At 70.5% G+C, this 21,405-nt stretch carries 33 protein-coding genes and 1 pseudogene; 8 read left to right on the top strand and 26 right to left on the bottom strand.

Features of this window, described 5'->3' with window-relative positions:
* The first annotated feature begins 4 nt into the window (after nt 1-4).
* Together DSM104299_RS24135 and DSM104299_RS29475 are read left to right on the top strand one after the other, a co-directional pair.
* Complete coding sequence (locus DSM104299_RS24135; protein ID WP_272474224.1) at nt 5-1,132, top strand: pyridoxal phosphate-dependent aminotransferase; 1,128 nt, start codon at nt 5-7, stop codon at nt 1,130-1,132.
* A 9-nt stretch (nt 1,133-1,141) separates the two neighbouring features.
* Nucleotides 1,142-1,384, top strand: a complete 243-nt coding sequence (locus DSM104299_RS29475) for a DUF6411 family protein (protein WP_349294599.1) — start codon at nt 1,142-1,144, stop codon at nt 1,382-1,384.
* Nucleotides 1,385-1,390: 6 nt separating this feature from the next.
* Here the strand turns inward: DSM104299_RS29475 and DSM104299_RS24140 are convergent, their stop codons facing one another.
* Nucleotides 1,391-2,662 (bottom strand): fibronectin type III domain-containing protein, encoded by a 1,272-nt coding sequence (locus DSM104299_RS24140; protein ID WP_272474225.1) that lies wholly within the window; start codon nt 2,660-2,662, stop codon nt 1,391-1,393.
* A 42-nt stretch (nt 2,663-2,704) separates the two neighbouring features.
* Nucleotides 2,705-3,964: a patatin-like phospholipase family protein gene (locus DSM104299_RS24145; RefSeq protein ID WP_272474226.1), complete on the bottom strand. Its 1,260-nt coding sequence runs from the start codon at nt 3,962-3,964 to the stop codon at nt 2,705-2,707.
* Between the two features lie 69 nt (nt 3,965-4,033).
* On the opposite strand from DSM104299_RS24145, the gene dacB reads away from it, so the two are divergent.
* Nucleotides 4,034-5,272, top strand: coding sequence for a D-alanyl-D-alanine carboxypeptidase/D-alanyl-D-alanine endopeptidase (dacB, locus tag DSM104299_RS24150; protein WP_272474227.1), 1,239 nt, complete (start codon nt 4,034-4,036; stop codon nt 5,270-5,272).
* Nucleotides 5,273-5,439: 167 nt separating this feature from the next.
* Here dacB and DSM104299_RS24155 read toward each other — a convergent pair whose 3' ends face one another.
* Both DSM104299_RS24155 and surE read right to left on the bottom strand, forming a co-directional pair.
* Nucleotides 5,440-5,928, bottom strand: coding sequence for a GNAT family N-acetyltransferase (locus tag DSM104299_RS24155; RefSeq protein ID WP_272474228.1), 489 nt, complete (start codon nt 5,926-5,928; stop codon nt 5,440-5,442).
* 6 nt (nt 5,929-5,934) lie between these two features.
* Nucleotides 5,935-6,738, bottom strand: coding sequence for a 5'/3'-nucleotidase SurE (gene surE / locus DSM104299_RS24160; RefSeq protein ID WP_272474229.1), 804 nt, complete (start codon nt 6,736-6,738; stop codon nt 5,935-5,937).
* 71 nt (nt 6,739-6,809) lie between these two features.
* On the opposite strand from surE, the gene DSM104299_RS24165 reads away from it, so the two are divergent.
* The 3 genes from DSM104299_RS24165 to DSM104299_RS24175 all read left to right on the top strand — a co-directional run bounded on the left by DSM104299_RS24165 (nt 6,810) and on the right by DSM104299_RS24175 (nt 7,641).
* The gene (locus tag DSM104299_RS24165; RefSeq protein ID WP_272474230.1) at nt 6,810-7,016 is read left to right on the top strand and encodes a helix-turn-helix transcriptional regulator; all 207 of its coding nucleotides are present in this window, start codon (nt 6,810-6,812) and stop codon (nt 7,014-7,016) included.
* Nucleotides 7,013-7,402, top strand: coding sequence for a hypothetical protein (locus tag DSM104299_RS24170; protein WP_272474231.1), 390 nt, complete (start codon nt 7,013-7,015; stop codon nt 7,400-7,402). The genes DSM104299_RS24165 and DSM104299_RS24170 overlap by 4 nt, the downstream gene beginning before the upstream one ends.
* A gap of 95 nt (nt 7,403-7,497) precedes the next feature.
* Nucleotides 7,498-7,641 carry a hypothetical protein gene (locus tag DSM104299_RS24175; protein ID WP_272474232.1) on the top strand — a complete coding sequence of 48 codons (144 nt, stop codon included), beginning with the start codon at nt 7,498-7,500 and terminating at the stop codon, nt 7,639-7,641.
* Nucleotides 7,642-7,648: 7 nt separating this feature from the next.
* On the opposite strand, the gene truA is transcribed toward DSM104299_RS24175, so the two are convergent.
* Nucleotides 7,649-8,374, bottom strand: a complete 726-nt coding sequence (gene truA / locus DSM104299_RS24180; protein ID WP_272474233.1) for a tRNA pseudouridine(38-40) synthase TruA — start codon at nt 8,372-8,374, stop codon at nt 7,649-7,651.
* Nucleotides 8,371-8,829: a MarR family winged helix-turn-helix transcriptional regulator gene (locus DSM104299_RS24185; RefSeq protein WP_272474234.1), complete on the bottom strand. Its 459-nt coding sequence runs from the start codon at nt 8,827-8,829 to the stop codon at nt 8,371-8,373. Before DSM104299_RS24185 ends, truA begins: the two co-directional genes overlap by 4 nt.
* An 83-nt stretch (nt 8,830-8,912) precedes the next feature.
* On the opposite strand from DSM104299_RS24185, the pseudogene DSM104299_RS24190 reads away from it, so the two are divergent.
* Nucleotides 8,913-9,221, top strand: a pseudogene (locus DSM104299_RS24190) (cupin domain-containing protein); the annotation flags it as partial.
* A gap of 111 nt (nt 9,222-9,332) precedes the next feature.
* Here DSM104299_RS24190 and DSM104299_RS24195 read toward each other — a convergent pair.
* Nucleotides 9,333-9,992: a Bax inhibitor-1/YccA family protein gene (locus DSM104299_RS24195; RefSeq protein WP_272474235.1), complete on the bottom strand. Its 660-nt coding sequence runs from the start codon at nt 9,990-9,992 to the stop codon at nt 9,333-9,335.
* Between the two features lie 53 nt (nt 9,993-10,045).
* Between DSM104299_RS24195 and DSM104299_RS24200 the strand changes: the two genes are divergently transcribed.
* The gene (locus DSM104299_RS24200) at nt 10,046-10,636 is read left to right on the top strand and encodes a VOC family protein (protein WP_272474236.1); all 591 of its coding nucleotides are present in this window, start codon (nt 10,046-10,048) and stop codon (nt 10,634-10,636) included.
* Here the strand turns inward: DSM104299_RS24200 and DSM104299_RS24205 are convergent.
* The 19 genes from DSM104299_RS24205 to rplX form a co-directional block, all read right to left on the bottom strand.
* Entirely contained in the window at nt 10,633-10,950 is a 318-nt protein-coding gene (locus tag DSM104299_RS24205; protein WP_272474237.1) for an antibiotic biosynthesis monooxygenase family protein, read from the bottom strand. The two genes, DSM104299_RS24200 and DSM104299_RS24205, sit on opposite strands and share 4 nt — an antisense overlap.
* 221 nt (nt 10,951-11,171) lie before the next feature.
* Nucleotides 11,172-11,525, bottom strand: a complete 354-nt coding sequence (rplQ, locus tag DSM104299_RS24210) for a 50S ribosomal protein L17 (protein WP_272474238.1) — start codon at nt 11,523-11,525, stop codon at nt 11,172-11,174.
* Nucleotides 11,526-11,540: 15 nt separating this feature from the next.
* Complete coding sequence (locus tag DSM104299_RS24215) at nt 11,541-12,515, bottom strand: DNA-directed RNA polymerase subunit alpha (RefSeq protein WP_272474239.1); 975 nt, start codon at nt 12,513-12,515, stop codon at nt 11,541-11,543.
* 114 nt (nt 12,516-12,629) lie between these two features.
* On the bottom strand, nt 12,630-13,250 hold the full coding sequence (gene rpsD, locus DSM104299_RS24220) for a 30S ribosomal protein S4 (protein WP_272474240.1): 621 nt from the start codon (nt 13,248-13,250) through the stop codon (nt 12,630-12,632).
* Between the two features lie 9 nt (nt 13,251-13,259).
* Nucleotides 13,260-13,655 (bottom strand): 30S ribosomal protein S11, encoded by a 396-nt coding sequence (gene rpsK, locus DSM104299_RS24225; RefSeq protein WP_027005645.1) that lies wholly within the window; start codon nt 13,653-13,655, stop codon nt 13,260-13,262.
* Nucleotides 13,655-14,035: a 30S ribosomal protein S13 gene (rpsM, locus tag DSM104299_RS24230; RefSeq protein ID WP_272474241.1), complete on the bottom strand. Its 381-nt coding sequence runs from the start codon at nt 14,033-14,035 to the stop codon at nt 13,655-13,657. The genes rpsK and rpsM overlap by 1 nt, the downstream gene beginning before the upstream one ends.
* A 4-nt stretch (nt 14,036-14,039) precedes the next feature.
* Nucleotides 14,040-14,153 (bottom strand): 50S ribosomal protein L36, encoded by a 114-nt coding sequence (gene rpmJ / locus DSM104299_RS24235; RefSeq protein WP_037400725.1) that lies wholly within the window; start codon nt 14,151-14,153, stop codon nt 14,040-14,042.
* Between the two features lie 485 nt (nt 14,154-14,638).
* A complete protein-coding gene (gene map / locus DSM104299_RS24240) occupies nt 14,639-15,406 on the bottom strand; it encodes a type I methionyl aminopeptidase (RefSeq protein ID WP_272474242.1) in 768 nt (255 codons plus the stop codon).
* A 26-nt stretch (nt 15,407-15,432) separates the two neighbouring features.
* A complete protein-coding gene (locus DSM104299_RS24245; protein WP_272474243.1) occupies nt 15,433-16,170 on the bottom strand; it encodes an adenylate kinase in 738 nt (245 codons plus the stop codon).
* 1 nt (nt 16,171) lies between these two features.
* Complete coding sequence (gene secY, locus DSM104299_RS24250) at nt 16,172-17,449, bottom strand: preprotein translocase subunit SecY (protein ID WP_272474244.1); 1,278 nt, start codon at nt 17,447-17,449, stop codon at nt 16,172-16,174.
* 158 nt (nt 17,450-17,607) lie between these two features.
* Nucleotides 17,608-18,117, bottom strand: coding sequence for a 50S ribosomal protein L15 (rplO, locus tag DSM104299_RS24255; RefSeq protein WP_272474245.1), 510 nt, complete (start codon nt 18,115-18,117; stop codon nt 17,608-17,610).
* Between the two features lie 4 nt (nt 18,118-18,121).
* Nucleotides 18,122-18,295, bottom strand: coding sequence for a 50S ribosomal protein L30 (gene rpmD / locus DSM104299_RS24260; protein WP_272474246.1), 174 nt, complete (start codon nt 18,293-18,295; stop codon nt 18,122-18,124).
* Nucleotides 18,295-18,927 (bottom strand): 30S ribosomal protein S5, encoded by a 633-nt coding sequence (gene rpsE, locus DSM104299_RS24265; protein WP_349294473.1) that lies wholly within the window; start codon nt 18,925-18,927, stop codon nt 18,295-18,297. Before rpsE ends, rpmD begins: the two co-directional genes overlap by 1 nt.
* Nucleotides 18,924-19,277, bottom strand: a complete 354-nt coding sequence (gene rplR / locus DSM104299_RS24270) for a 50S ribosomal protein L18 (protein ID WP_272474247.1) — start codon at nt 19,275-19,277, stop codon at nt 18,924-18,926. Before rplR ends, rpsE begins: the two co-directional genes overlap by 4 nt.
* Nucleotides 19,274-19,807, bottom strand: a complete 534-nt coding sequence (rplF, locus tag DSM104299_RS24275) for a 50S ribosomal protein L6 (RefSeq protein ID WP_272474248.1) — start codon at nt 19,805-19,807, stop codon at nt 19,274-19,276. The genes rplR and rplF overlap by 4 nt, the downstream gene beginning before the upstream one ends.
* A gap of 61 nt (nt 19,808-19,868) precedes the next feature.
* Entirely contained in the window at nt 19,869-20,276 is a 408-nt protein-coding gene (rpsH, locus tag DSM104299_RS24280; RefSeq protein WP_272474249.1) for a 30S ribosomal protein S8, read from the bottom strand.
* 3 nt (nt 20,277-20,279) lie between these two features.
* A complete protein-coding gene (locus tag DSM104299_RS24285; protein ID WP_272474250.1) occupies nt 20,280-20,465 on the bottom strand; it encodes a type Z 30S ribosomal protein S14 in 186 nt (61 codons plus the stop codon).
* Nucleotides 20,466-20,469: 4 nt separating this feature from the next.
* A complete protein-coding gene (gene rplE, locus DSM104299_RS24290) occupies nt 20,470-21,072 on the bottom strand; it encodes a 50S ribosomal protein L5 (protein ID WP_272474251.1) in 603 nt (200 codons plus the stop codon).
* A gap of 12 nt (nt 21,073-21,084) precedes the next feature.
* A complete protein-coding gene (rplX, locus tag DSM104299_RS24295; protein WP_349294474.1) occupies nt 21,085-21,405 on the bottom strand; it encodes a 50S ribosomal protein L24 in 321 nt (106 codons plus the stop codon).

The raw sequence follows: 21,405 nt of genomic DNA on the forward strand, positions 1-21,405 counted from the left end.
GCGGATGGCGCGGCAGCGCAAGGGGCTCCTCGGCGGCTACTACAAGCAGTTCGAGGGGCTGTCCGAGGAGGAGGTCAACGCGGACCTGCGCGCGGCCGCCGCCGAGCGGCGCGCGAAGCAGCTGGCGCGGCTGGAGCCGCTGGACCTCTCCCGCACCACCTGGCCCGAGTACCCGCCGCCGGCGATCGTCAACGCCATCACCTTCGCGGCGCGGCGCGGGCTGCACCGCTACCTCGACCGCGCGTCCGGGGAGCTGCGGTCCGAGTTGGCGCACCGCCACGACGTGGCCGAGGGCCGGCTGGTCGTCGGCGACGGCGTCGCCCAGCTGATCTCCGAGGCCGCCGGCGCGTTGCTGGAGCCCGACGACGAGCTGGTCACGCCGTGGCCGTCCTATCCCCTGTTCCCGGTGGTCGCGCGCCACGCGCGCGGGCACGCGGTGCCGGTCTCCGGCTTCAGCGTGGACGGCGTCCTGGAGGCGGTCAACGACCGCACGCGGCTGATCGCGCTCTGCAATCCCAACGACCCGACCGGCGAGCTCCTGAGCCTCGCCGAGCTGACGCGGTTGTTGCAGGCCTTGCCCGAGCGCGTCGTCGTCCTGCTCGACGAGGCGCTGCGCGACTTCGTCGACGCCGAGCCGCTGGACGCGACCCTGCAGTTGTTGGAGGACTTCCCGCGGCTGCTGGTCTTCCGCACGTTCTCGAAGGCGTGGGGCCTGGCCGGGCTGCGCTGCGGCTACGCGATCGGCGGGCCGGGATCCGAGCCGCTGCTCGAGCAGCTGGCGCCGGAGCTGGGCGTCAACGAGCTGGCGCAGGCCGGCGCGCTGGAGGCGGTCCGGACGCAGGCCGGCGTCGTCGACCGCCGCCGCGCGCGCATCGCCGAGCACCGCGCTGAGCTGACCGACGCGCTGCGCGAGCGCGGCCTGGAGGTGCCGGCGTCGCAGGCCAACGTCCTGTGGGTGCCCGCACCGGGCCCGCACGGCGCGAGCGACCTGGCGACGGGGCTCGACCGCGCCGGGATCGTCGTCCAGACCGGCAACGGCGTCGGCGCGCCGGACCGCGTCCGGGTGACCGTCCCGCATCGCCCGGAGGACGTCGCGCGCCTCCTGCGCTCGTTGGACGCCGCTTCCGGGTAGCCCGAAGCCATCATCATCGCCGGCGTCATCGCCCTCTGTATCGTCCTCGCGATCCTGGCGTTCATCGCGCCCCGCCTCTCGCGCCACCCGCAGCGCGGCGCCTCGGCCGCCTTCGGCGCCGGCGCCCGCGGCGGCTCCAAGGCTCCCGGCAAGCTCGGCAAGTGGTTCTCCAAGCCCTTCCGCACGAGCCAGAAGGCCGTCAACCGCAGCGCCGAAGGCGGCCGCCGGGGCCGCGGCAAGCTGCCGCTGTAGCCCGCGTTAGCGCCGCCGCGCGGCGATCTTCACGGTGCGCGAGGTGCCGGACACGTGGGCGCCGCCGTCGTGGGGCAGGCCGATGGTCCGGACCAGCATCGACGCCTTGCGGGCGCGAAGCGTGACGGAGTAGCGGCCGTCGGTGCCGACGTGCGCGCGCTTGAGCGGCAGCCAGGCGCCCTTGCCCGACTGGCGCTGGAGGGCGGCGATGCCGTTGGCCGTCGCCGGGATCACGCGGCCGCGAACGGTCACGCGGCCGTCGGCGCGACGCGTCACGGAGGTGATGCCCGCGCGGGCCGCGCTGCGGATCGTCACCGGCTTGGAGAAGAACGACGGGATGCCGTCGACGACGACCAGGGCCCGCAGCGTCTTGACGACCGGCGGCAGCGTGAAGGCGTACTCGCCCTTGCTGCTGCTGACCAGCGGGTTGCCGGTGTCGGCGAACGGCGCGCTGAACGGGAACGTCGTCGTCTGGAGCCGCACGCGCACGCCGCTGACCTTGGAGCCGCCGAGCTTGCCGCTGAGCTTCACGGTCCCGCCGTAGGTCACCGGGTCCTTGTCGGCGGCCAGCGTCGCGCTCGTCGCGGTCGAGGCGACCACGAAGGAGCGGTCGCCGCCGCGGCTCGTGCCGACCGAGTTGGTGGCCACGAGCCGGTAGTGATAGCGCTTGCCCGCGGTCAGGCCGCCGATGCGGGCGGCCACGTTGGTCGCGCGCGAGCCGGAGCCGGCGCCCTGCGTCGCGCTGCTCGCCCCGTAGGACGTGGTCAGCCCGTACTCGAACTTGTAGGACGTGCTCGCGCCGTTGGGGTCGACCGCCCCGGTGAGCGTCGCGGCGTTGAGCCCGACGTCGCGCACGCCGCCGGTGGACGCGCCCGGCCGCGATGGCGCCGTCGGCACCGCGGCGGTCTTGAACGTCGCGTCGCCGCCCTGCACGGTCCCGCCGTCGCTCGTCGCCACGACCCGGAAGTGGTAGGTCGTGTTCGCCGACAGCGACTGGACCGGGATCTCGACGCTCACCGCGTCGGTGCCGTTGCCGACGTCCTTGCTCGGCGACTGCAGCCCGTAGGACGTGCTCGTGCCGAGGTCGAAGCGCACCGACGTGGCGGTGCCGCGCGGCGTCACGGACGCGACGAGCGTCGCCTGCGTCTGGCCGACGTCCTTGGCCGCGCCGGTGGAGGCCAGCGGCGCGTCGGCGGCGAACGCGACGGACGCCGTGACGAGGCCGCAGACGAGCAGCGCGGCGGCGGCAGTGGAGATCAGGGAGAGGTGCGTACGCATGGGCGTCCGCTAGAAAACCGGAGAACCGGCGAAGTTGCGCTGCTAGGCCCCGGAGTCCGACTGCCGCAGCAGGGTCCCCGTTGTCTGCTCCAGGATCTTGCGCCAGGCGCGCGTCTTCTCCTGCTCGGCCGCGAAGTGCTTGACGACCTTGCGCACGCGCGTCGCCGAGATCTCGATCCCGTGGCGCTCGCAGATCGTGCGGAAGTTGTCGTAGTCGGACGCGAGCTTCAGCGTCACCGACTGGAAGCCGTGGCGGGCGATGTCGACGCGCTTGGTGAAGTTCATGATCGACGTCTGGAACATCAGCTCGTCGTTGGGCTCGGGCTCGATGAGCACGATGTCGACGCCCGGGTAGCGGTCCTCCCACTGCTTGGCCATCTCGTGCAGCCGCTGGTAGGCCATCAACTTGAACGCCTGGTAGCCGATCTGCGGCAGCCCCATGTCGCTCACGTGGCGGGGCCGCGAGCCGAACAGGCCGCTGACGCGCTCGGTGAACTCGTTGACGTAGGGGACGAGCGGGTTGACCACCACGATGAACTTGGCGCCGGCCTCGACCGCGATGTCGAGGTTGGTGGTCGACACGATGCCGCCGTCGATCAGCTCGCGGTCGCGGACGCGCACGGGCTTGTAGACCATCGGCAGCGCGGTCGACGCGCGCACGGCGGTGGAGATCGGGACGTCGTCCCAGTCGTTGGCGCCGAAGACGATGCGCTCGCACGTGTCGAGGTCGGTCGCCGCGAGGTAGAGCTCGGGGTCCAGGAGCCGGAAGTCGTCGGTCCGGTCGGGGTCGGACAGCACGGTGCGCATGTAGGACTCCAGCCCGCTGCCGGAGTAGACGCCCGACGGCAGCCCCTCGGCGAGCCCGAGCGCGAAGTCCATGACCGAGACCTGGCCGAGCTGCGGCGCGAGCTCGCGCATCACGCTCACGGCCTTCCACGGGAGCGCGACGCCCTTCTTGATGTACTCCTTGACGTTCGGCCTCAGCAGCTGGCCGAGGTCGATGTCGCGAAACGGAGTCGGCACCTGCTGGTTGACGACCCGCATCATCTCCTCGGGCGTCACGCCGTTGGCGGCCAGCGCGGCGACGAACGAGCCGGCGGAGGTGCCGACGTAGACGTCGAACTGGTTGACCGTGCGGTTGACGCTCAGGAGGTCCAGCGCGCGCAGCGCGCCGATCTCGTAGACGCCGCCGGTGAAGCCGCCGCCACCGAGCACGAGCGCCGTCTTGGAGCGCCGCGGGCGCCGGCGCCGGGTCGTCCCCTTCGGCGTCGCGGCGGACTCGAGCTTGACGACCTTGCCCATGAGGTACTCGATCGTACCGGTGGCCGCAGCGGCACGAGCCGCCCGATCGGCCAGCTACCCTCGCCCTTCGTGCGCTGCCGTCCCGTCGTCGCTCCGCTCGCGCTCGTCGCCGTCCTGCTCGGCCTCGTCCTCTTCGCACCGGTTGCCGGTGCCGTGGACCGTGCCGGGCTGCGCTCGACGCTCAGCAAGCTTCACAACCGCCTCGGCTCCTACGCCGGCGCCTACGTCGTGAACCTCAGCGACGGCGCGGTCCTGTACGCCCACCGCGACGCGCTGGCGCTGGCGCCGGCGTCCAACGAGAAGCTCTTCACGACGTCCGCCGCGCTGCTGCGCTTCGGCCCGTCGGCGACGCTGACGACGTCGCTGGCGGCCGCGCCCGGCGTGGAGGTCGACGCCGACGGCGTGCTGCACGGCGACCTCTACCTCGTCGGCGGCGGCGACCCGACGCTCGGCGACACCGGGCTGACCGCGCTCGCCGACCAGCTCGCGGCCGCCGGCGTCACCCGGATCGACGGCGGCGTGATCGGCGACGAGTCCGCGTTCGACACGCTGCGCGGCGAGCCGGACTCCGGCTACAAGCCCGACAGCGACCTCGGCGGCTGGCTGACCGCGCTGTCCTGGCGTCACGGGGCCGCGGGCGCGACCGGCCCGGCACGCGCAGCCGCCACCAAGCTCGCGACGCTGCTGAAGGCGTGCAAGATCAAGTACGACCGCCGGCCGCGCGCCGGGAAGCTCAGCGCGGTCGCCGGCGGCGGCGTCGCGGCCGACGCCGCGCCGCTGGCCACGCTGGCCTCGCCGCCGATCCGCAGCCTGATCCAGCTGACCAACGTGCCATCGGAGAACTTCTACGCCGAGATGCTCGTCAAGGCGCTCGGCGCGCACTACGGCTCGGGCGGGACGACGGCCGCCGGCCTCGCGGTCGTGCGCGCGCAGCTCGCCGCGTTCGGCGTCCACCCCAAGCTCGTCGACGGCTCCGGCCTGTCGCGCGCCGACCAGACGACCGCGCGCCAGCTCGTCCGCCTGCTGGAGCGCATGGACGGCCAGGACACGTCGGCGACCTGGCGCGCGTCGCTGCCGATCGCCGGCAAGACCGGGACGCTGCGATCGCGCATGCGCGGCACGGCCGCCGCCGGCCGCTGCGCGGCGAAGACCGGGACGCTCATCGGCGTCAGCGCGCTGTCGGGCTACTGCACCACCACCGGCGGCCAGAACGTCGCTTTCTCGTTCATCGAGAACCGCGTGTGCAACTACTGCGCGAAGAAGGTCGAGGACCGGATGGTCTCCGCGATCGCGCGCCTCGACGGCTGAGTCGCCGCGGACGCGGCTCGCGCGTTCGCCCACCATCGCGCGCCTCGACGGCTGAGTCGCCGCGGACGCGGCTCGCGCGTTCGCCCACCATCGCGCGCCTCAGCGGCTGAGTCGCCGCGGACGCGGCTCGCGCGTTCGCACCCACCACGCGCCTGGACGGCTGAGCGCTACAGCTTCAGCAGCAGCACGTGCTGCGGCCCGGCGTGGCCGCCGTGGTACAGGCCGGTGCCGGCGTCGACGAACCCGGTCGCCGAGTACAGCGCGATCGCCGGCGGGTTGTCGATGTTGACGGTCAGCGCGACCGTCGTGCGACCCGGGAAGCGCGCGCGGACGTAGTCCGGCAGCGCGAGCATCGCCGCGCGCCCGACGCCCTGCCCTTGGGCGGCGAGGTCGATCGCCAGTGCCCGCAGCCCGACGATGTCCTCGCCCGCCGGCGCGCCCGGCACGCTGCGCAGGTCGAGCTGGAAGTAGCCGACCGGCTCGCCGTCGCGCAGGATCACCACCGACTCCCGCGGATGCTCGCGATCCCCGGCCGGGACCGACGTCGCCGGCACGCCGCCGAAGCGCACCTGCTCCGGCGCGACCTGGATGCGCAGAACGCCGGCCCGCAGCTCCGGGGTCAGCGGCGACAGGGTGACGGTGCCGACGGCGCTCATCGGCCGCTACTCCACCTCCTGCGCCGCCGGCGCCAGCAGCCGCGCGAGGTCCGAGGTCGACAGTGGGCCGATCCCGTCGTGGTGGGTGAGGTCGAGGTGGACCGGCGTCACCGCGATGTGGCCGGCGGCGACCGCGACGAGGTCGGTGCCCGGCTCGTCCTCGTACCCGGGATCCGCGCCGTAGATGAAGTACGTGCCGTCGCCCTGCTCCTGGAGGCGGTCGCGGTAGATGCGCTTGCCCAGCCGGGCGACCGCGACCCCGTGCGGGTCGCCGGCCGGGACGTTGATGTTCAACAACGTCGAGGGCGGCAGCGGCACGTCCTCGAGCGAGGCGACGACGCGCGCGACGAAGCGGGCGGCGACGTCGAAGACGAAGTCGTCGCCGAGGCGGAAGTCCATCTCGCGGTTCTCGGACTGCTGGGAGACCGCGAGCGCGGGCAGCCCGAGCAACAACCCCTCCATCGCCGCGGCGACGGTGCCGGAGTAGGTGACGTCGTCGCCGAGGTTGGACCCGTGGTTGATGCCCGACACCACGATGTCGGGCGTCCAGCCGGCCACGAGCCCGAGCGACGCGAGGCGCACGCAGTCGACCGGCGTGCCGTCGGTCGCGTAGCCGTGTGTGCCGTCGCCGAACGCGATCCGCTGCACCGCGAGCGCGCGCCGCGTGGTGATGCCGCGCCCGACCGCCGAGCGGTTGCCGTCCGGCGCGACGACCGCGAGGTCGACGCCCTCGACGCGCAACAGCTCCTGCCGCAGGCGCTGCAGCCCTTCGGCGTCGATCCCGTCGTCATTGGTCAGCAGCACGCGCATCGCAGCGATTCTACCGGCGCCTGACAAGGGTCCTTGACACATCGTTCTTGTCAAGCTAGCTTGACACCCAGATGCGCAACGACGTCCGCGAGCACCGACAGCGCCAAGGTCTGTCGCAGGGTGCGCTGGCCGCCGTGCTCGGCGTGTCGCGCCAGACCGTCAACGCCATCGAGACCGGCAAGTACCTGCCGTCGCTCCCGCTCGCGCTCGCGCTGGGGCGGCACTTCTCCACGCCGGTCGAGGACCTGTTCCACCCCGACTCGGGAGACCAGCCATGACCCGGAAGACGACCCGTGAAGCGCGCACCCAGCTGGCCGGCATGCTCGCGATCGCCGCCGCCGGCACGGCCGCCTACTGGGTCGGCGAAGGCGCGGCAGGCGGCCTGCAGGCCGGCGCGATCCTGTTCGCGTTCGCGCTGCTGATCTTCCTCGGCCGGCGCTGGAGCCCGACGATCGAGACCATGTCCGGGGTCGGCGACGAGCGCACGCGCGCGCTCACCCAGCGCGCCGCCGCGTTCTCCGGCTACGCGATGGCTTGCGTGCTCGCCGCGTGGGGTCTGATCAGCGCCGCCGCGGGCTCGTTCAACGCCACCGTCGGCGCGATGTCAGTGGTGTTCGCCGTGACGTGGATCGGCGCCTGCGCCTGGGACAGCCGCGGCGGCTGAGCGCACTCCTGTTTGCGGAGCATGCCCTGGCGGGCACGCCCTGTCCGGGCTGAGAGACCCACGTTCCGTTCTAACTGGAGGAGTGCAAGTCCACCATGCTGTGGCTCATCCTGGGCATCGTCCTGCTGATCATCGCGATCGCCGGCGGCGCCATCATCCACCCGATCCTGTTCGTCCTCGCCATCGTGGCGCTGGTGATCTTCTTCAACGGGTACCGCAGCCGCGGCACCGCTCTGTAGCGGGGCTTCAGTAGCCCACAGCCGCGAAGTACAGCCCGTGCGGGGGCGCGGTCGGACCCGCCTCCGCACGTGGGCGACCCTCCAACAACGACAAGAACGACTCGAGGCTCCGCCGCTCGCTGGCGACCTCGAGCATCGTCCCGATCAGCACGCGGTTCATGTGGCGCATGAACGAGTCCGCGGTGATCCAGAGCTCGACGCCGTCGGCGCGCTCGCGCCAGGCGGCGCTGAGCACGACGCGCACGAAGCGCACGTGGTCGGTCTCGCTCGGCGTGAACGCCGTGAAGTCGTGCGCGCCGGCGAGCGCCGCCGCGCACGCGTCCAGCGCGTCGCGGTCGAGCGCGCGCGGCCAGTGCAGTGCGCGGCGCGCCTCGAACACCGACCGCGTCGGGCGCGTCAACAGCCGGTAGCAGTAGGTGCGCGACCGGGCGTGGCGGCGCGCGTCGAAGCCGTCGGCAGCGGGCTCGCAGGCGAGTACCGCGATGTCGTCGGGCAGCACCGCGTTGAGGTTCTCGAGGCGCACCGGCTCGCCGGCGTAGGACGCCACCTGCCCCCACGCGTGCACGCCCCGATCGGTGCGCCCCGCGACCGTCAGCTCGGCGCGGTCGCCATCGCGCAGCCGGACGAGGGCGTCCTCCAGCGTGCCCTGGATCGTCCGCAGCCCGGGCTGCCGCGCCCAGCCCGCGAAGCCGGACCCGTCGTACTCGACGGTCAACCGCGTGGCCGCGCTCACCGCGCCAGCGCCTCGCCCAAGTCCACCAACAACGCACGCAGCCGGGCGACGTCACGCGCGCCCATCGTCTCCACCAGCTCGGCCTCGACCTCGGCGACCAACGCGCGCGCGATCGCGAACACCTCGCGCCCGCGGGCGGTCGCGCGCACGAGCTTGGCGCGCCCGTCGTCGGGATCCGGCTCACGCGTCACGTAGCCCTGCTCCTCCAGGGCCACCACCAGCTCCGCCATCGACTGCTTGGCGACGCGCGCGCGCTCGGCCAGGACGCTAACGCGCGTGCCGCCGTCGTCGAGGAACTCGAAGACCGCCGCGTGCGGCGCGCGGATCGCGCCGTGCCCGCGCGCGGCGAGGTCGGCGAGCAGCCGGTCGGTCATCGCCGCGAACGGCTCGCGCAGCAGGATCGCGAGGTTCTCGGGCGCTTCGCGGGCGGTGCTCTGGGGCAGGCGGCTTGACACTCGACAGGACTCCTGTCTATCTTGTCCAGGACTCGACAAGACAGGATACCTGTCGAACCTCCTCACCGATTGGAGCACGACCCATGCGCGTCGGCACCGACCAGATCACCATCCGCGTCTCGGCCGCCGAGACCGGCGGGACCGTCCTCGCCGCGGACGTCCGGATGCCTGCAGGCGGCGGCCCGCCGCTGCTGCACCGCCATGACGCCGCGGAGATCTACCGCGTCGACGCGGGCGAGCTGGCGATCTACCTCGAGGACGAGCACGGCACCGTCACCCGCCGCGCCACGCGTGCCGGCGACGTCGTCCACATCCCGAGCGGCCACGCGCACACGATCCGCAACGAGTCGGCCGCGCCCTCGCGCGCCTACGTCCTGTTCGCCCCCGGCGACGCGATGGAGCGCTTCGTCCACGCCGCCGCCGCGCTCGCCGACCCGCCGGCGCCGGAGGCCGTCGCCGCCGTGGCACGGCGCCACGGCGTGACGTTCGCGGGCCCGCTGCCGCTAGCGCCCGCCGAAGAGGTTGAGCAGGGAGAGGAAGATGTTGACGATGGAGACGAAGATGCCCGTCGCGATCCAGATGACGTCGTCCTCGGTCGCGTGCCGGCGCAGGTAGTTGAAGTCCACGATCAGGAACGCGGCGCTGATCGCCAGGATCGCGAGCGACAGCAGCGGTGAGCCGCCCGACCCGAAGAGCAGCAGCACGAGCGAGATCGCCAGCAGGCCGAGCATCGCGAAGCTCAGCGGCCGGATCCAGCGCGCCAGGTCCTTGGAAGTCGCCGTGCCGTAGGCGCCCATGCCGAGCGTGATGATCGCGGTGCCGCCGGCGGCCTGGACGACCGTGTCCGGGTCCGCGTTGACGTAGTAGTTGAGGACCGGGCCGAGGCTCAGGCCGAGCACGAGCGCGAAGGCGAACAGCCACGCGATGCCGATGGAGCCGGCCCGCAGCGGCGCGACGAACGACTGCGCCAGGACCATGCCCAGCGCCACGAAGCTCAGGATGCGCGCGGTGCCCAACGCCATGTCCTTGCCGACGAACGAGCCGGCGGCGAGGAAGGCGATCGCGATCCCGACCAGGAACATGACCTGGCCGAACAGGGTCGCCGTGCTCACGCGCGACGGCGCGCGTGTCGTGCCGGCGTAGGAGCCGTAGAGGTCGCTCATGGCCCGCAGGGTACCTCTTGGCGCGCGCACCGCAACCGAGTACAACAACGGTCGTGCGCAAGCTCCAAGCCCAGGGCGTCCACCACATCACGATCGTCGGCGCCGACCGCCAGACGTCGATCGACTTCTGGGAGGGCGTCCTCGGCATGCCCTTCGTGTTCGACCAGCCCAACCTCGACAACCCGAACGAGGGCCACCTCTACTTCGACCCGGGCGACGGCCGGCTGATCACGGTCTTCACCAACGAGGAGCGCGAGCGCGTCCACGACCGCACGCCGACCGACCCGGGCTGCGTCCACCACCTCGCGTTCGCGGTGTCCAACGCGACCTTCCGCCAGGCGGTGGAGCGCCTCGACGAGCGCGGCATCCACCACAGCGGCGTCAAGGACCGCGGGTTCATGGACTCGATCTACTTCAAGGACCCGTTGGGCCTCCTGATCGAGCTCGCGTCCTACCGCTTCGAGCCGCCGCACGGCTTCACGCACGCCGAGGTGCTGCTCGAGGCCCACAAGCTCCGGGTCGAGCGCGAGGACTACAACATCGCTCCGATCCACCTCGCCGACGCGATCGAGCAGATGACGCTGTCGTCACGCGCGTCGCTGTCGGCCGACCGGACGCCGAAGGACCCCTACAACAAGAGCTAGCCCGGGTTGGGGGCCTCGGTCTCCAGCACGTCGAACGACCAGACCTCCGACGCCGTGCCCACCGGCCCACTCTGGCGATGCTGCGCATGGCCGGCCGCGAAGTCCGGCCCGCGCATCCACGCGACGAAGTCCTCCTCGGACCGCCACTGCGTGACGACGAGGCAGACATCCCGCTCGTCGTTGGGTCGCAGCAGCTGAAACGCCTCGAAGCCCTCGGCGGAGGAGACCTTCCCGGCCCGCGACGCGAACCGCTGCGCGAACTCCTCGAACCGCTCACGCGGGACGGTGATGGCATTGATCTTGACGACGCTCACGCGAGGGATCGTGGCAGATGGCGCCCAGCGCGGGGCGTCGCCGGGTGCGCGAGACGTGGCTCAGGGCACCGAGGACGCGAAGCCGGAGCGACCGCTGCGGGTGTGGCTCGGCCTGTGGGCGGCGCCAGGTGGAGGACCGACAGCGGCGGGCCGACCCGTACCCCGCAAACACGACGGGCGCCCCTGAGGGCGCCCGTCGGCGAAGCAAGAGCTCGGGCGAGCTAGACCAGCTCGATGAACACCATCTCGGTCGAGTCCGAGCGGCGCGGGCCGAGCTTGAGGATGCGGGTGTAGCCGCCGGGACGGTCGGCGTAGCGCGGCGCGACCTCCTCGAACAGCTTGTGCACGGCGAACTTGTCCTGGCCCAGGATCGACAGGGCCTGGCGGCGCGCGTGCAGGTCGCCCTTCTTGGCGAGCGTGATCAGCTGCTCGACCTCGGGCTTGACGGCCTTGGCCTTGGCCTGCGACGTCTTGATGCGCTCGTGCTCGATGACCTCCTTGCAGAGGTTGGCGAGCAGCGCCTTGCGGTGCGCGGAGTCGCGGCTGAGCTTGTGACGGGTCTTCTGGTGACGCATGGTTTCTCAGTTCCTTCAGTCGTCGCGCAGCGCCAACCCGCGCGCGTGCAGCGTCTCGATGACCTCGTCGATGGACTTCTTGCCGAAGTTCGGGATCGCGGCCAGCTCGCCCTCGGACTTCGAGATGAGGTCGCCGACGGTCTGGATGCCCGCACGCTTCAGGCAGTTGTACGACCGGACGCCGAGCTCGAGCTCCTCGATGAGGATGTCGTGCATCGGGCCCTGCGACGTCGCGCCAGCGCCGTTGACGCCGGGCACCTGGCCCTGGTCGAGCGCACCGCCGGGGCCCGCGCGGAGCTCCTCGATGCGGTCGGCGTCGGTGAAGATCGCCAGCTGCGAGATCAGGATCTCGGCGGCCTCGCGGAGCGCGGCCTGCGGGTCGATCGAGCTGTCGGTCTCGATGTCGAGCGTGAGCTTGTCGTAGTCGGTGCGCTGGCCGACGCGGGCCTGCTCCACCGCGTAGGCGACGCGGCGGACCGGCGAGAAGATCGAGTCGATCGGGATGACGCCGATCGGCTGGTCGGGAGACTTGTTCTCCTCGGCCGGGCGGTAGCCGCGGCCGCGACCGATCGTCATGTACATCTCGAGCTTGGTCTTCTTCTCAAGCGTCGCGATGTGCACGTCGGGGTTGAGGATCTCGACGCCCGCGGGCAGGTCGATGTCCTTGGCCGTGATCTCGCCCGGGCCGGTGACGACCAGCGGGGCCTCGATCTCGGTCGCGTCCGAGTGCATCCGGCAGACGATGCCCTTGAGGTTCAGGACGATGTCGGTGACGTCCTCCGTGACGCCCTTGATCGTGGAGAACTCGTGGGCGACGCCCTCGATCCGGACGCTGGTCACGGCCGCACCGGCCAGCGAGGACAGCAGCACGCGGCGCAGCGAGTTGCCGAACGTGTAGCCGAAGCCGCGGTCGAGGGGCTCGATCACGAACGAGCCGCGATGCTCCTCGACGGATTCGCTGGTGATGCGAGGGATCTGGAAGTCGAGCACTGGGAGGTCCTGGTTCTTCGTCGTTGTGCCCGGCTGAGGCAGAGGGGGAGTCGCCGGGCCTCTCGCGCAGCCCTCCCGCCTGATGTGGAAGGAGAGCGCGCGGTCAGTCGGGTCCTACTTGGAGTAAAGCTCGACGATGAGCTGCTCCTGCACGGGCGTCGTGATCTCACGACGCTCCGGCTTGCGCAGCACCTTCGCCGTCAGGCCATCGTGGTCGGCCTGCAGCCACGCCGGGACCTGAGCGGTGAGCTCGGTCGCGTCGCGGATGATGGCCTCGGCGCCGGTCCCGACCTTGACGGCCAAGACGTCGCCTTCACGGACCTGGTAGCTGGGGATGTCGACGCGGCGGCCGTTGATCGTCCAGTGACCGTGGCGGATCATCTGGCGAGCCTGGCGGCGCGAGGCGGCGAAGCCCAGGCGCACCACGACGTTGTCCAGGCGCGACTCGAGCAGCGTCAGCAGGTTCTCACCCGTGATGCCGCCCTGGCGCGAGGCCTTGTCGTAGTAGCGGCGGAACTGGCTCTCGAGCACGCCGTAGTACCGCTTGGTCTTCTGCTTCTCACGCAGCTGGACGCGGTACTCGGACTGCTTCTGGCGGCCGCGACCGTGGTCGCCCGGCGGGTACGCGCGGCGCTCGACGCCGCACTTGTCGGTCAGGCAGCGCTCGCCCTTCAGGAAGAGCTTCTGCCCTTCGCGACGGCACTGCTTGCACTGAGGACTGGTATCACGAGCCATGCGGAGTTCCTAGACGCGGCGCCGCTTGCGGGGGCGGCAGCCGTTGTGGGCCTGCGGGGTGACGTCCTTGACGCCGGTCACTTCGAGGCCGGCGGCCTGGAGCGAGCGGATCGCGGTCTCGCGGCCAGAGCCGGGACCCTTCACGAACACCTCGACCTTCTGAAGGCCCTGCTCGATGCCCTTGCGGGCAGCGGCATCGGCCGTGACCTGCGCGGCGAACGGCGTCGACTTGCGGGAGCCCTTGAAGCCGGCGCCGCCGGCGGACTCCCAAGCGATGACGTTGCCCTCGCGGTCGGTGAGGGAGACGATCGTGTTGTTGAACGAGGTCTTGATGTGGGCCTGGCCGACCGGGATGTTCTTCTTCGGCTTGCGGCGGCCACGCTGCGGGCGCTTCGGTGCGGGCACTACTTCTTCCCAGCCTTCTTCTTACCGGCGACCGACATGCGCTTCGGGCCCTTGCGCGTGCGGGCGTTGGTCTTGGTGTTCTGCCCCCGGACCGGCAGGCCGCGCCGGTGGCGCAGGCCGCGGTAGCACCCGATCTCCATCAGGCGCTTGATGTTCTGCGAGCGCTCACGGCGCAGGTCGCCCTCGACGGTGAGGTTGTCGACCGCGTCACGCAGCTTGCTGACCTCGTCCTCGGTCAGGTCGCGGACGTAGGTATCCGGGTGGATGCCGTTGTCGCTCAGAAGCTTGTTCGACGTCGAACGGCCGATGCCGTAGATGTAGGTCAGACCGACCTCGACGCGCTTGTTAAGGGGGACGTTGACCCCAGCAATACGAGCCATCAGGTTAGCCCTGACGCTGCTTGTGGCGGGGGTTCTGGCAGATGACGAGGACCGCGCCATGGCGACGGATGATCTTGCACTTCTCGCACATCGGCTTGACCGACGGTCGTACCTTCATGGTCCCTTTCCAAGAGTTTGGCCCGGTGACGCGCTCTGGTTGCCGCGGGAGCAACCGCTGCTACGTCACGGATGGCGCGCACGCAGGGGCATTGCGCACGCGCGGACAGTTGAAGATAGCAAAGCCGATCTTGCGCCGTCTTGACCCGAACGATCTCCGGGCAGCGGAGGTTCGAGCCCCGCCGCCCGACCGGTTCCAGCGGACCGTCAGCGCCGTCGTCGCGCCGACCGACATGCCGGAAGACGGAGTGAGGGTGACGCGGACCGCGAGGCGGTGGCGGCCGTGGTGGCGCAGCGCGCGGCGGCCGGCCTTGGAGACCTTCAGGCGCAGCGTGACCGTGCCGGCGCGCTTCGCCTTGGCGGCGCCGGACGCGATCGCCCGGAGCGTCCGGGACGGCCCGTGAGGGCGGCCGTGCCCTGGACGAGGACCGTGGTCCCGGCGAGCGCCGACACCGCCTCGTTCGACGCGCCGGGATCCTACGCGCGTTAGAGCGCGCCTTCGCCGTCGTGCCACGGAGTCAGGATCCGCGGCCCGTCGGCGGTGACGGCGATCGTGAACTCGAAGTGCGCGGCCAGCGAGCCGTCCTGGGAGTAGATCGCCCAGCCGTCGTCGCCCATGCGCACCATGTGGCGGCCGGCCGTGGTCATCGGCTCGACGGCCAGGACCATCCCCTCCTCCAGCAGCGGGCCCTTGCCCGCGTCGCCGTAGTTGGGGATCTGCGGCTCCTCGTGCATGTCGCGGCCGATGCCGTGGCCGACGAGCGAGCGGACGACCGACAGGCCCTCGGCCTCGACGGTCTGCTGGACGGCATGCGAGACGTCGCTGAGCCGGTTGCCCGGCCGGCACTGCTCGACCGCGTCGAACAGCGAGCGCCGGGTGACCTCCAGCAGCTTGTCGGCCACCGGCGTGACCGGGCCGACCGGGAACGTGAACGCCCCGTCGGCCACCCAGCCGTCGTAGGTGACGCCGATGTCGATCGAGATCACGTCGCCGCGGCCGAGCCGGTACGGGCCCGGGATGCCGTGGACGACCATCGCGTTGGGCGACGCGCAGATCGAGCCCGTGAAGCCGCGATAGCCCTTGAACGACGGCACCGCGCCCTGGGAGCGGATGAACTTCTCGGCCGCCTGGTCGAGCTCGGCGGTGGACACGCCCTCGCGGATCTTGCCCGCGATGAGCTTCATCGTCCGGGCGTGGATGGCGCCGGCGGCGGCCATCTTCTCGATCTCGGCTGGCGACTTCTTGATGATCACGGCGAATGGACCTCCGCCGTCGAAGGCTAGAGCTCGTCCTCGAGCCGGAGGGTCGCCACCGTCGCACGGATGTGGTCGTGCACGTCGGTGGGCGAGCGCGTCCCGTCGAAGCGCCGCAGCAGGTCGCGGTCCTCGTAGTACTGCACGAGCGGCTCGGTCTGGTCGTGGTAGACGGCCAGGCGCTTGCGGATCGTCTCGGGCTTGTCGTCGTCGCGCTGGATCAGGTCGGAGCCGTCGATGTCGCAGCGGCCCTCCTGCTTCGGCGGGTCGAAGTCCACGTGGTAGACGCGCCCCGACTTGCTGACGCGGCGGCCCGAGAGGCGCTTGACGACCTCGTCGTCGGGCACGTCGACGAGCAGGACGCCGCTGATCTTGCGGCCGACGTTCTCGAGCGCCCCCTCCAGCGCGTCGGCCTGCGGCACCGTCCGCGGGAAGCCGTCGAGCAGGAAGCCGTTGGCGGCCTCGTCGGACTCCAGCGCCTCGAGGATGACCCCGATGATCACGTCGTCGGGGACGAGGTCGCCGTTGTCCATGTACTCCTTGGCCTTCTTGCCCAGCGGCGTTCCCTCGGCGACGGCGTCGCGCAGGATGTTGCCGGTGGCGTAGTACGGCAGGCCGAAGTCCTCGGTCAGCTTCTCCGCCTGCGTGCCTTTGCCGGCACCGGGAGGACCCACGAGGATGAGGTTGAGTTCAGGCACGAGCTCGATCGCAGCATCGTTGCGGACCGGGGCGTCGAGGCCCTCGGTCCCGGGAAGGTCGGGCATCCTACTTGAGGAAGCCTTCGTAGTTGCGCATCATCAGCTGCGCCTCGAGCTGCTTCATGGTGTCGAGGGCGACGCCGATCACGATCAGCAGCGAGGTTCCGCCGAACTGGAACGACTGCGTCGCGCCCGTCGCGGCGATGACGATCGTCGGCAGCGCCGCGACCGCGGCGAGGTACAGCGCGCCTGGGAACGTCAACCGCGCGAGGATCCGATCGAGGAACTCGGCCGTCGGCCGGCCGGGTCTCACCCCCGGGATGAACCCTCCGTACTTCTTGAGGTTGTCGGCCTGGTCGACGGGGTTGAACGTCACCGCCGTGTAGAAGTACGTGAACAAGATGATGAAGATCGACTCGCCGATGACGTACGGCGCCTTCCCCGGGTTGAGGAAGTTCGCGACGTCGTGGGTGAAGGGCGTGTTGATCAGCTGGCCGACCGTGGGCGGGAACGCCATGATCGACGCGGCGAAGATGACCGGGATGACGCCGGCCATGTTGACGCGCAGCGGCAGGTAGGTCTGGCCGCCGCCGCTCATCCGGCGGCCGATGACGCGCTTGGCGTACTGCACCGGGATCCGGCGCTGGCCCTCCTGGATGAAGACGATCGAGCAGACGACGCCGAGCGCCAGGAACGGCATGATCACGACGAAGACCTGGTCCGGGTTGTTCCACCAGGACTGGATGCCGCCGGGCAGGCGCGCGACGATCGACGCGAAGATCATCAGCGAGATGCCGTTGCCGATGCCGCGCTGGGTGATCAGCTCGCCCATCCACATCAGCAGGATCGTGCCCGCGGTGAGCGAGACGACGATCAGGAAGACGTGCGGCGTGTCGAACTGGGAGATGATCTTCTCGCCCGTCGACGGCGCCAGCGACTTGAAGAGGAACACGTAGCCGATCGACTGCGCGAACGCCAGGCCGACCGTGAGGTAGCGCGTGTACTGCGTGATGCGCGCCTGGCCGACCTCGCCCTCCTTCTGGAGCTTCTCCAGCGAAGGCACGACCACGGTGAGCAGCTGCAGGATGATGCTCGCCGTGATGTAGGGCATGATCCCGAGCGCGAAGAGCGCGATGCGGCTCAGCCCGCCGCCCGAGAACGTGTTCAGCAGGTTGAGGATGCCGCCTCCGCCGAACGACTCCTGCGCATCCTTGACCGCCTGGACGTTGACGCCCGGGACCGGGATGTGGGAGCCGAGCCGGTAGAGCGCGAGCAGCAGCGCCGTGAAGGCGAGCTTCTTGCGGATCTCCGCGACGGTGAAGGCACTCAGGATCGTGGACAGCATGAAGGCAGAGAGGGTAACTGACGAACGAGGGCCCCGGTCGCCCGGGGCCCTCGGAGAGCAGATGTCGCCGTGCCAGACCGGCTAGCGGTGTTACTCGACGAATCGAATGCCGCCCTCTGGGCGGCTATTCGACGAATCGAATGCCGCCCTCTGGGCGGCTATTCGACGACGACCACGGTCCCGCCGGCGGCCTCGATGGCCTCCTTGGCGGACGCGGAGAACTTGTGCGCGTGGACGGTGAGCGGCTTGGTGAGCTCGCCCTTGGCGAGGATCTTCACCGGGACGTCGCTCTTCTTCGCCAGGCCGGCGGCCTTCAGGGCCTCCAGCGTGACGTCGGCGCCCTTGTCGAAGCGCGCCTCGAGGTCCTGCACGTTGACGCCCTGCGTCGCGGTGCGGAACATCTCGAACGGCATCGACTTCTTCATGTGCGGACCGCGCAGCTTGCGCATCCGCATGTGGATCGGCATCTGGCCGCCCTCGAACCGCGCGCGGTCCTTGGCGCCGGAGCGCGAGCCGTAGCCCTTCTGGCCGCGGCCAGCGGTCTTGCCCAGGCCGGAGCCCTCGCCGCGGCCGACGCGCTTGCGCGTCTTGCGCGAGCCGGGGGCCGGCTTCAGGTTGTGGAGGCCGATGGCCTCGGTCGTGTCGTCCGTCTTGGTCTCGTCGGCCATGACGTCAGTCTCCCTCGACCTTGATGAGGTGGCGGACGCGGTGCAGCATGCCGCGCGTCTGCTCGTTGTCCTTGACCTCGACCGTGTGCCCGATGCGGCGCAGGCCGAGCGACCGCAGCGTGTCCAACTGGCGCTGGGTCGAGCCGTTCTTCGACTTGGTCTGCGTGATCTTGGGCATCAGGCCGGTGCCTCTTCGGTCGCGGTCTCCTCGGCGACCGGGGCCTCGTCGGCCGCGGGCTGCTCGCCCTCGCCCGTGAGCTCCTCGGCGCCGTCGGCGGCCTCGGTCGACAGACCCAGGACCTCGGCGATCGACAGGCCGCGGATCTCCGCGACCTCCTCCGGCGTGCGGAGGTCCTGGAGCCCGGCCAGCGTGGCCTTGACCAGGTTGATCGGGTTCTGGGTGCCCAGCGACTTGCTGAGGATGTCGTGGATGCCCGCGAGCTCCAGCACGGCGCGGACGCCGCCACCGGCGATGACGCCGGTACCGGGCGAGGCCGGCTTCAGGAGGACCTGGCCCGAGCCGAAGATGCCGACCACCGGATGGGTGATGGTCGAGCCGTGCTTCGGCACGCGGTACAGGTTCTTCTTGGCCTGCTCGACACCCTTCTGGATGGCGATCGGGACCTCGTTGGCCTTGCCGTAGCCGATGCCGACGACCGACTGCTCGTCGCCGACGACCACCAGGGCCGTGAACGAGAAGCGCCGGCCGCCCTTGACGACCTTGGCGACGCGGTTGATCTCGACGACCCGCTCCTGCAGGTCGAGGCCGACCGGGCTAACAGCGCGGTCAGCGAAGCTGTCGTGCTTCATACGGGAAGTCCTCCCTCGCGGACGCCCTCGGCGAAAGCCTTGACGCGTCCGTGGTACTGGTAGCCGCCGCGATCGAACACGGCGGACTCGATGCCCGCGGCCTTGGCGCGCTCCGCCAAGAGCTCGCCGGCCTTCGCGCTCTGCTCGGCCTTCTTGAGCTCGCGCAGCTCGGGCTCGGTCCACTGGACCGCGGCGATCGTCTTGCCCGACACGTCATCGACGAGCTGGGCGGCGATGCCGCGGTTGGACCGGAACACCGAGATGCGCGGACGCTCGGCCGTGCCGCGCACCTTGGCGCGGACACGACGGCGGCGCTTGAGGCGGCGCTGTTCAGGGGTGGTGATGCTCATGCTCGCTTACCGACCTTGCGGGCGACGTACTCGCCCTCGTAGCGGATGCCCTTGCCCTTGTAGGGCTCCGGCGGACGCTGCTTGCGGATGTTGGCGGCGATCTCGCCGACCAGCTGCTTGTCGATGCCCTTGACGATCACTCGCGTGGGCTGGGGGACCTCGAACTCGATCCCGTCGGGCGCCTTGATCGGCACCGGGTGCGAGTAGCCGAGGGCCATCTCGAGGTCCCGGCCCTTGAGCACGGCGCGGTAGCCGACGCCCTGGATCTCCAGGACCTTCTGGTAGCCGTCGGTGACGCCGATGACCATGTTCGCGACGAGCGAGCGGTACAGCCCGTGGAGGGCGCGGTGCTCGCCGCGGTCGGTCGGGCGCTTGACGGTGATGACGTCGTCGTTCTGCTCCACCGTGATGTCACGGTGGATGCGCTCGACGAGCTCGCCCTTGGGGCCGTTGACACGGACCGACTCGGGCTCGATGGAGACCGTCACCCCGGCGGGGACGGTGATGGGCTTGCGACCAATGCGGCTCATCGAACGATCACCAAACCTTCGCCACGAATGGCAAAGCCGTTGTCTGCAACGTTGTTCACGGCTACCACACCTTTGCCACGACTTCGCCGCCGATGCCTCGGCGGCGGGCCTCGTGGCCGGTCATGACGCCCTGCGACGTCGAGACGATGGCGGTGCCCATGCCGCCGAGCACCTTGGGGATGCCGGTGGCGGGCACGTAGTAGCGCTGGCCCGGACGGGAAGCGCGCTGCAGCCCGGACACGACGGACTTGCGGTCCTCCGTGTACTTGAGCTGGATGCGGATGAGGGCGCCGGGGTGGTCGGTCGTCGCCGCCTCGGTCTCCCACGCCTCGATGTAGCCCTGCTCCTTGAGGATGCGGGTCATCTCACGCTTGAGCTTGGACGCGGGGATCTCGACGACGTCGTGCTGCGCACGGATCGCGTTGCGGATCCGCGTCAGGTAGTCGGCGACAGGATCGGTCATCGACATGGGCTACCAGCTCGACTTCGTCATGCCGGGAACGAAGCCGTTGTGCGCGAGCTCGCGCAGGCAGATGCGGCACACGCCGAACTTGCGGTAGACCGCACGCGAACGGCCGCACTTGCGGCACCGGGTGTACTCCCGGGTCTTGTACTTGGACCCGCGCTGCTGGCGGACCTTCTGGGACGTCTTGGCCACGGGTCTAGCTCTCCTGGGTGCCGTCGGCGTTCACGTACGGGTTGCCTTCGCGGCTGAAGGGCATGCCGAATGCCTCGAGCAACGCGTAGGTCTCGGTGTTGGACTGCGCCGTCGTGGTGATGGCGATGTCCAGGCCCCGTACCTGGTCGATGGCGTCGTAGTCGATCTCGGGGAAGATGATCTGCTCGCGCAGGCCCATCGAGTAGCTTCCGCGCCCGTCGAACGACGTGGGCTTGAGCCCACGGAAGTCGCGGGTGCGCGGGAGCGCCACCGAGATCAGGCGGTCGAGGAACTCGTAGGCCCGGTCGCCGCGCAGCGTGACGCTGACGCCGACCGGCATGCCCTCGCGGACCTTGAACTGGGCGATGGACTTGCGGGCGCGCCGGATCGACGGCTGCTGGCCGGCGATCGTCGCGAGCTGCTCCTTGGCGGCGTCGAGAAGCTTCGAGTCCTGCTTGGCGTCACCGACGCCCATGTTCAGGGTGATCTTCACGAGCTTGGGCGCCTGCATGTAGCTCGAGTAGCCGAAGCGCTCGATCAGCGCGGGTCGGATCTTCTCGAGGTACTGCGTCTTGAAGCGTGCGGTCTGGGTTGCTGCGGCTTCCATGGTCCTGGTGCCTTAGTCGAACTTCGTCCCGGACCCTCGAGCGACGCGGTTGCGGTTGCCACCCTCGCGGGTGATCCCGACGCGCGTCCCCTTCTTGGTCTTGGGGTCGATGAGCTGGACGTTGGAGATGTGGATGGGGCCCTCGCGCTCGATGACGCCGGCCTCGACCTGAGGGGCGTTGGGGAGGGGACGCTGGTGGCGCTTGACGATGTTGATGCCCTCGACGTAGACCCGGTCCTTCTTGGGGTCAACGCGCAGCACCTTGCCCGTCTTGCCGCGGTCCTTGCCGCTGATGACGATGACTTCGTCGTCGCTACGGATCTTCAGAGCCAT

It is taken from the genome of Baekduia alba, assembly GCF_028416635.1.
GTDB classification, from domain to species: Bacteria; Actinomycetota; Thermoleophilia; order Solirubrobacterales; family Solirubrobacteraceae; genus Baekduia; species Baekduia alba.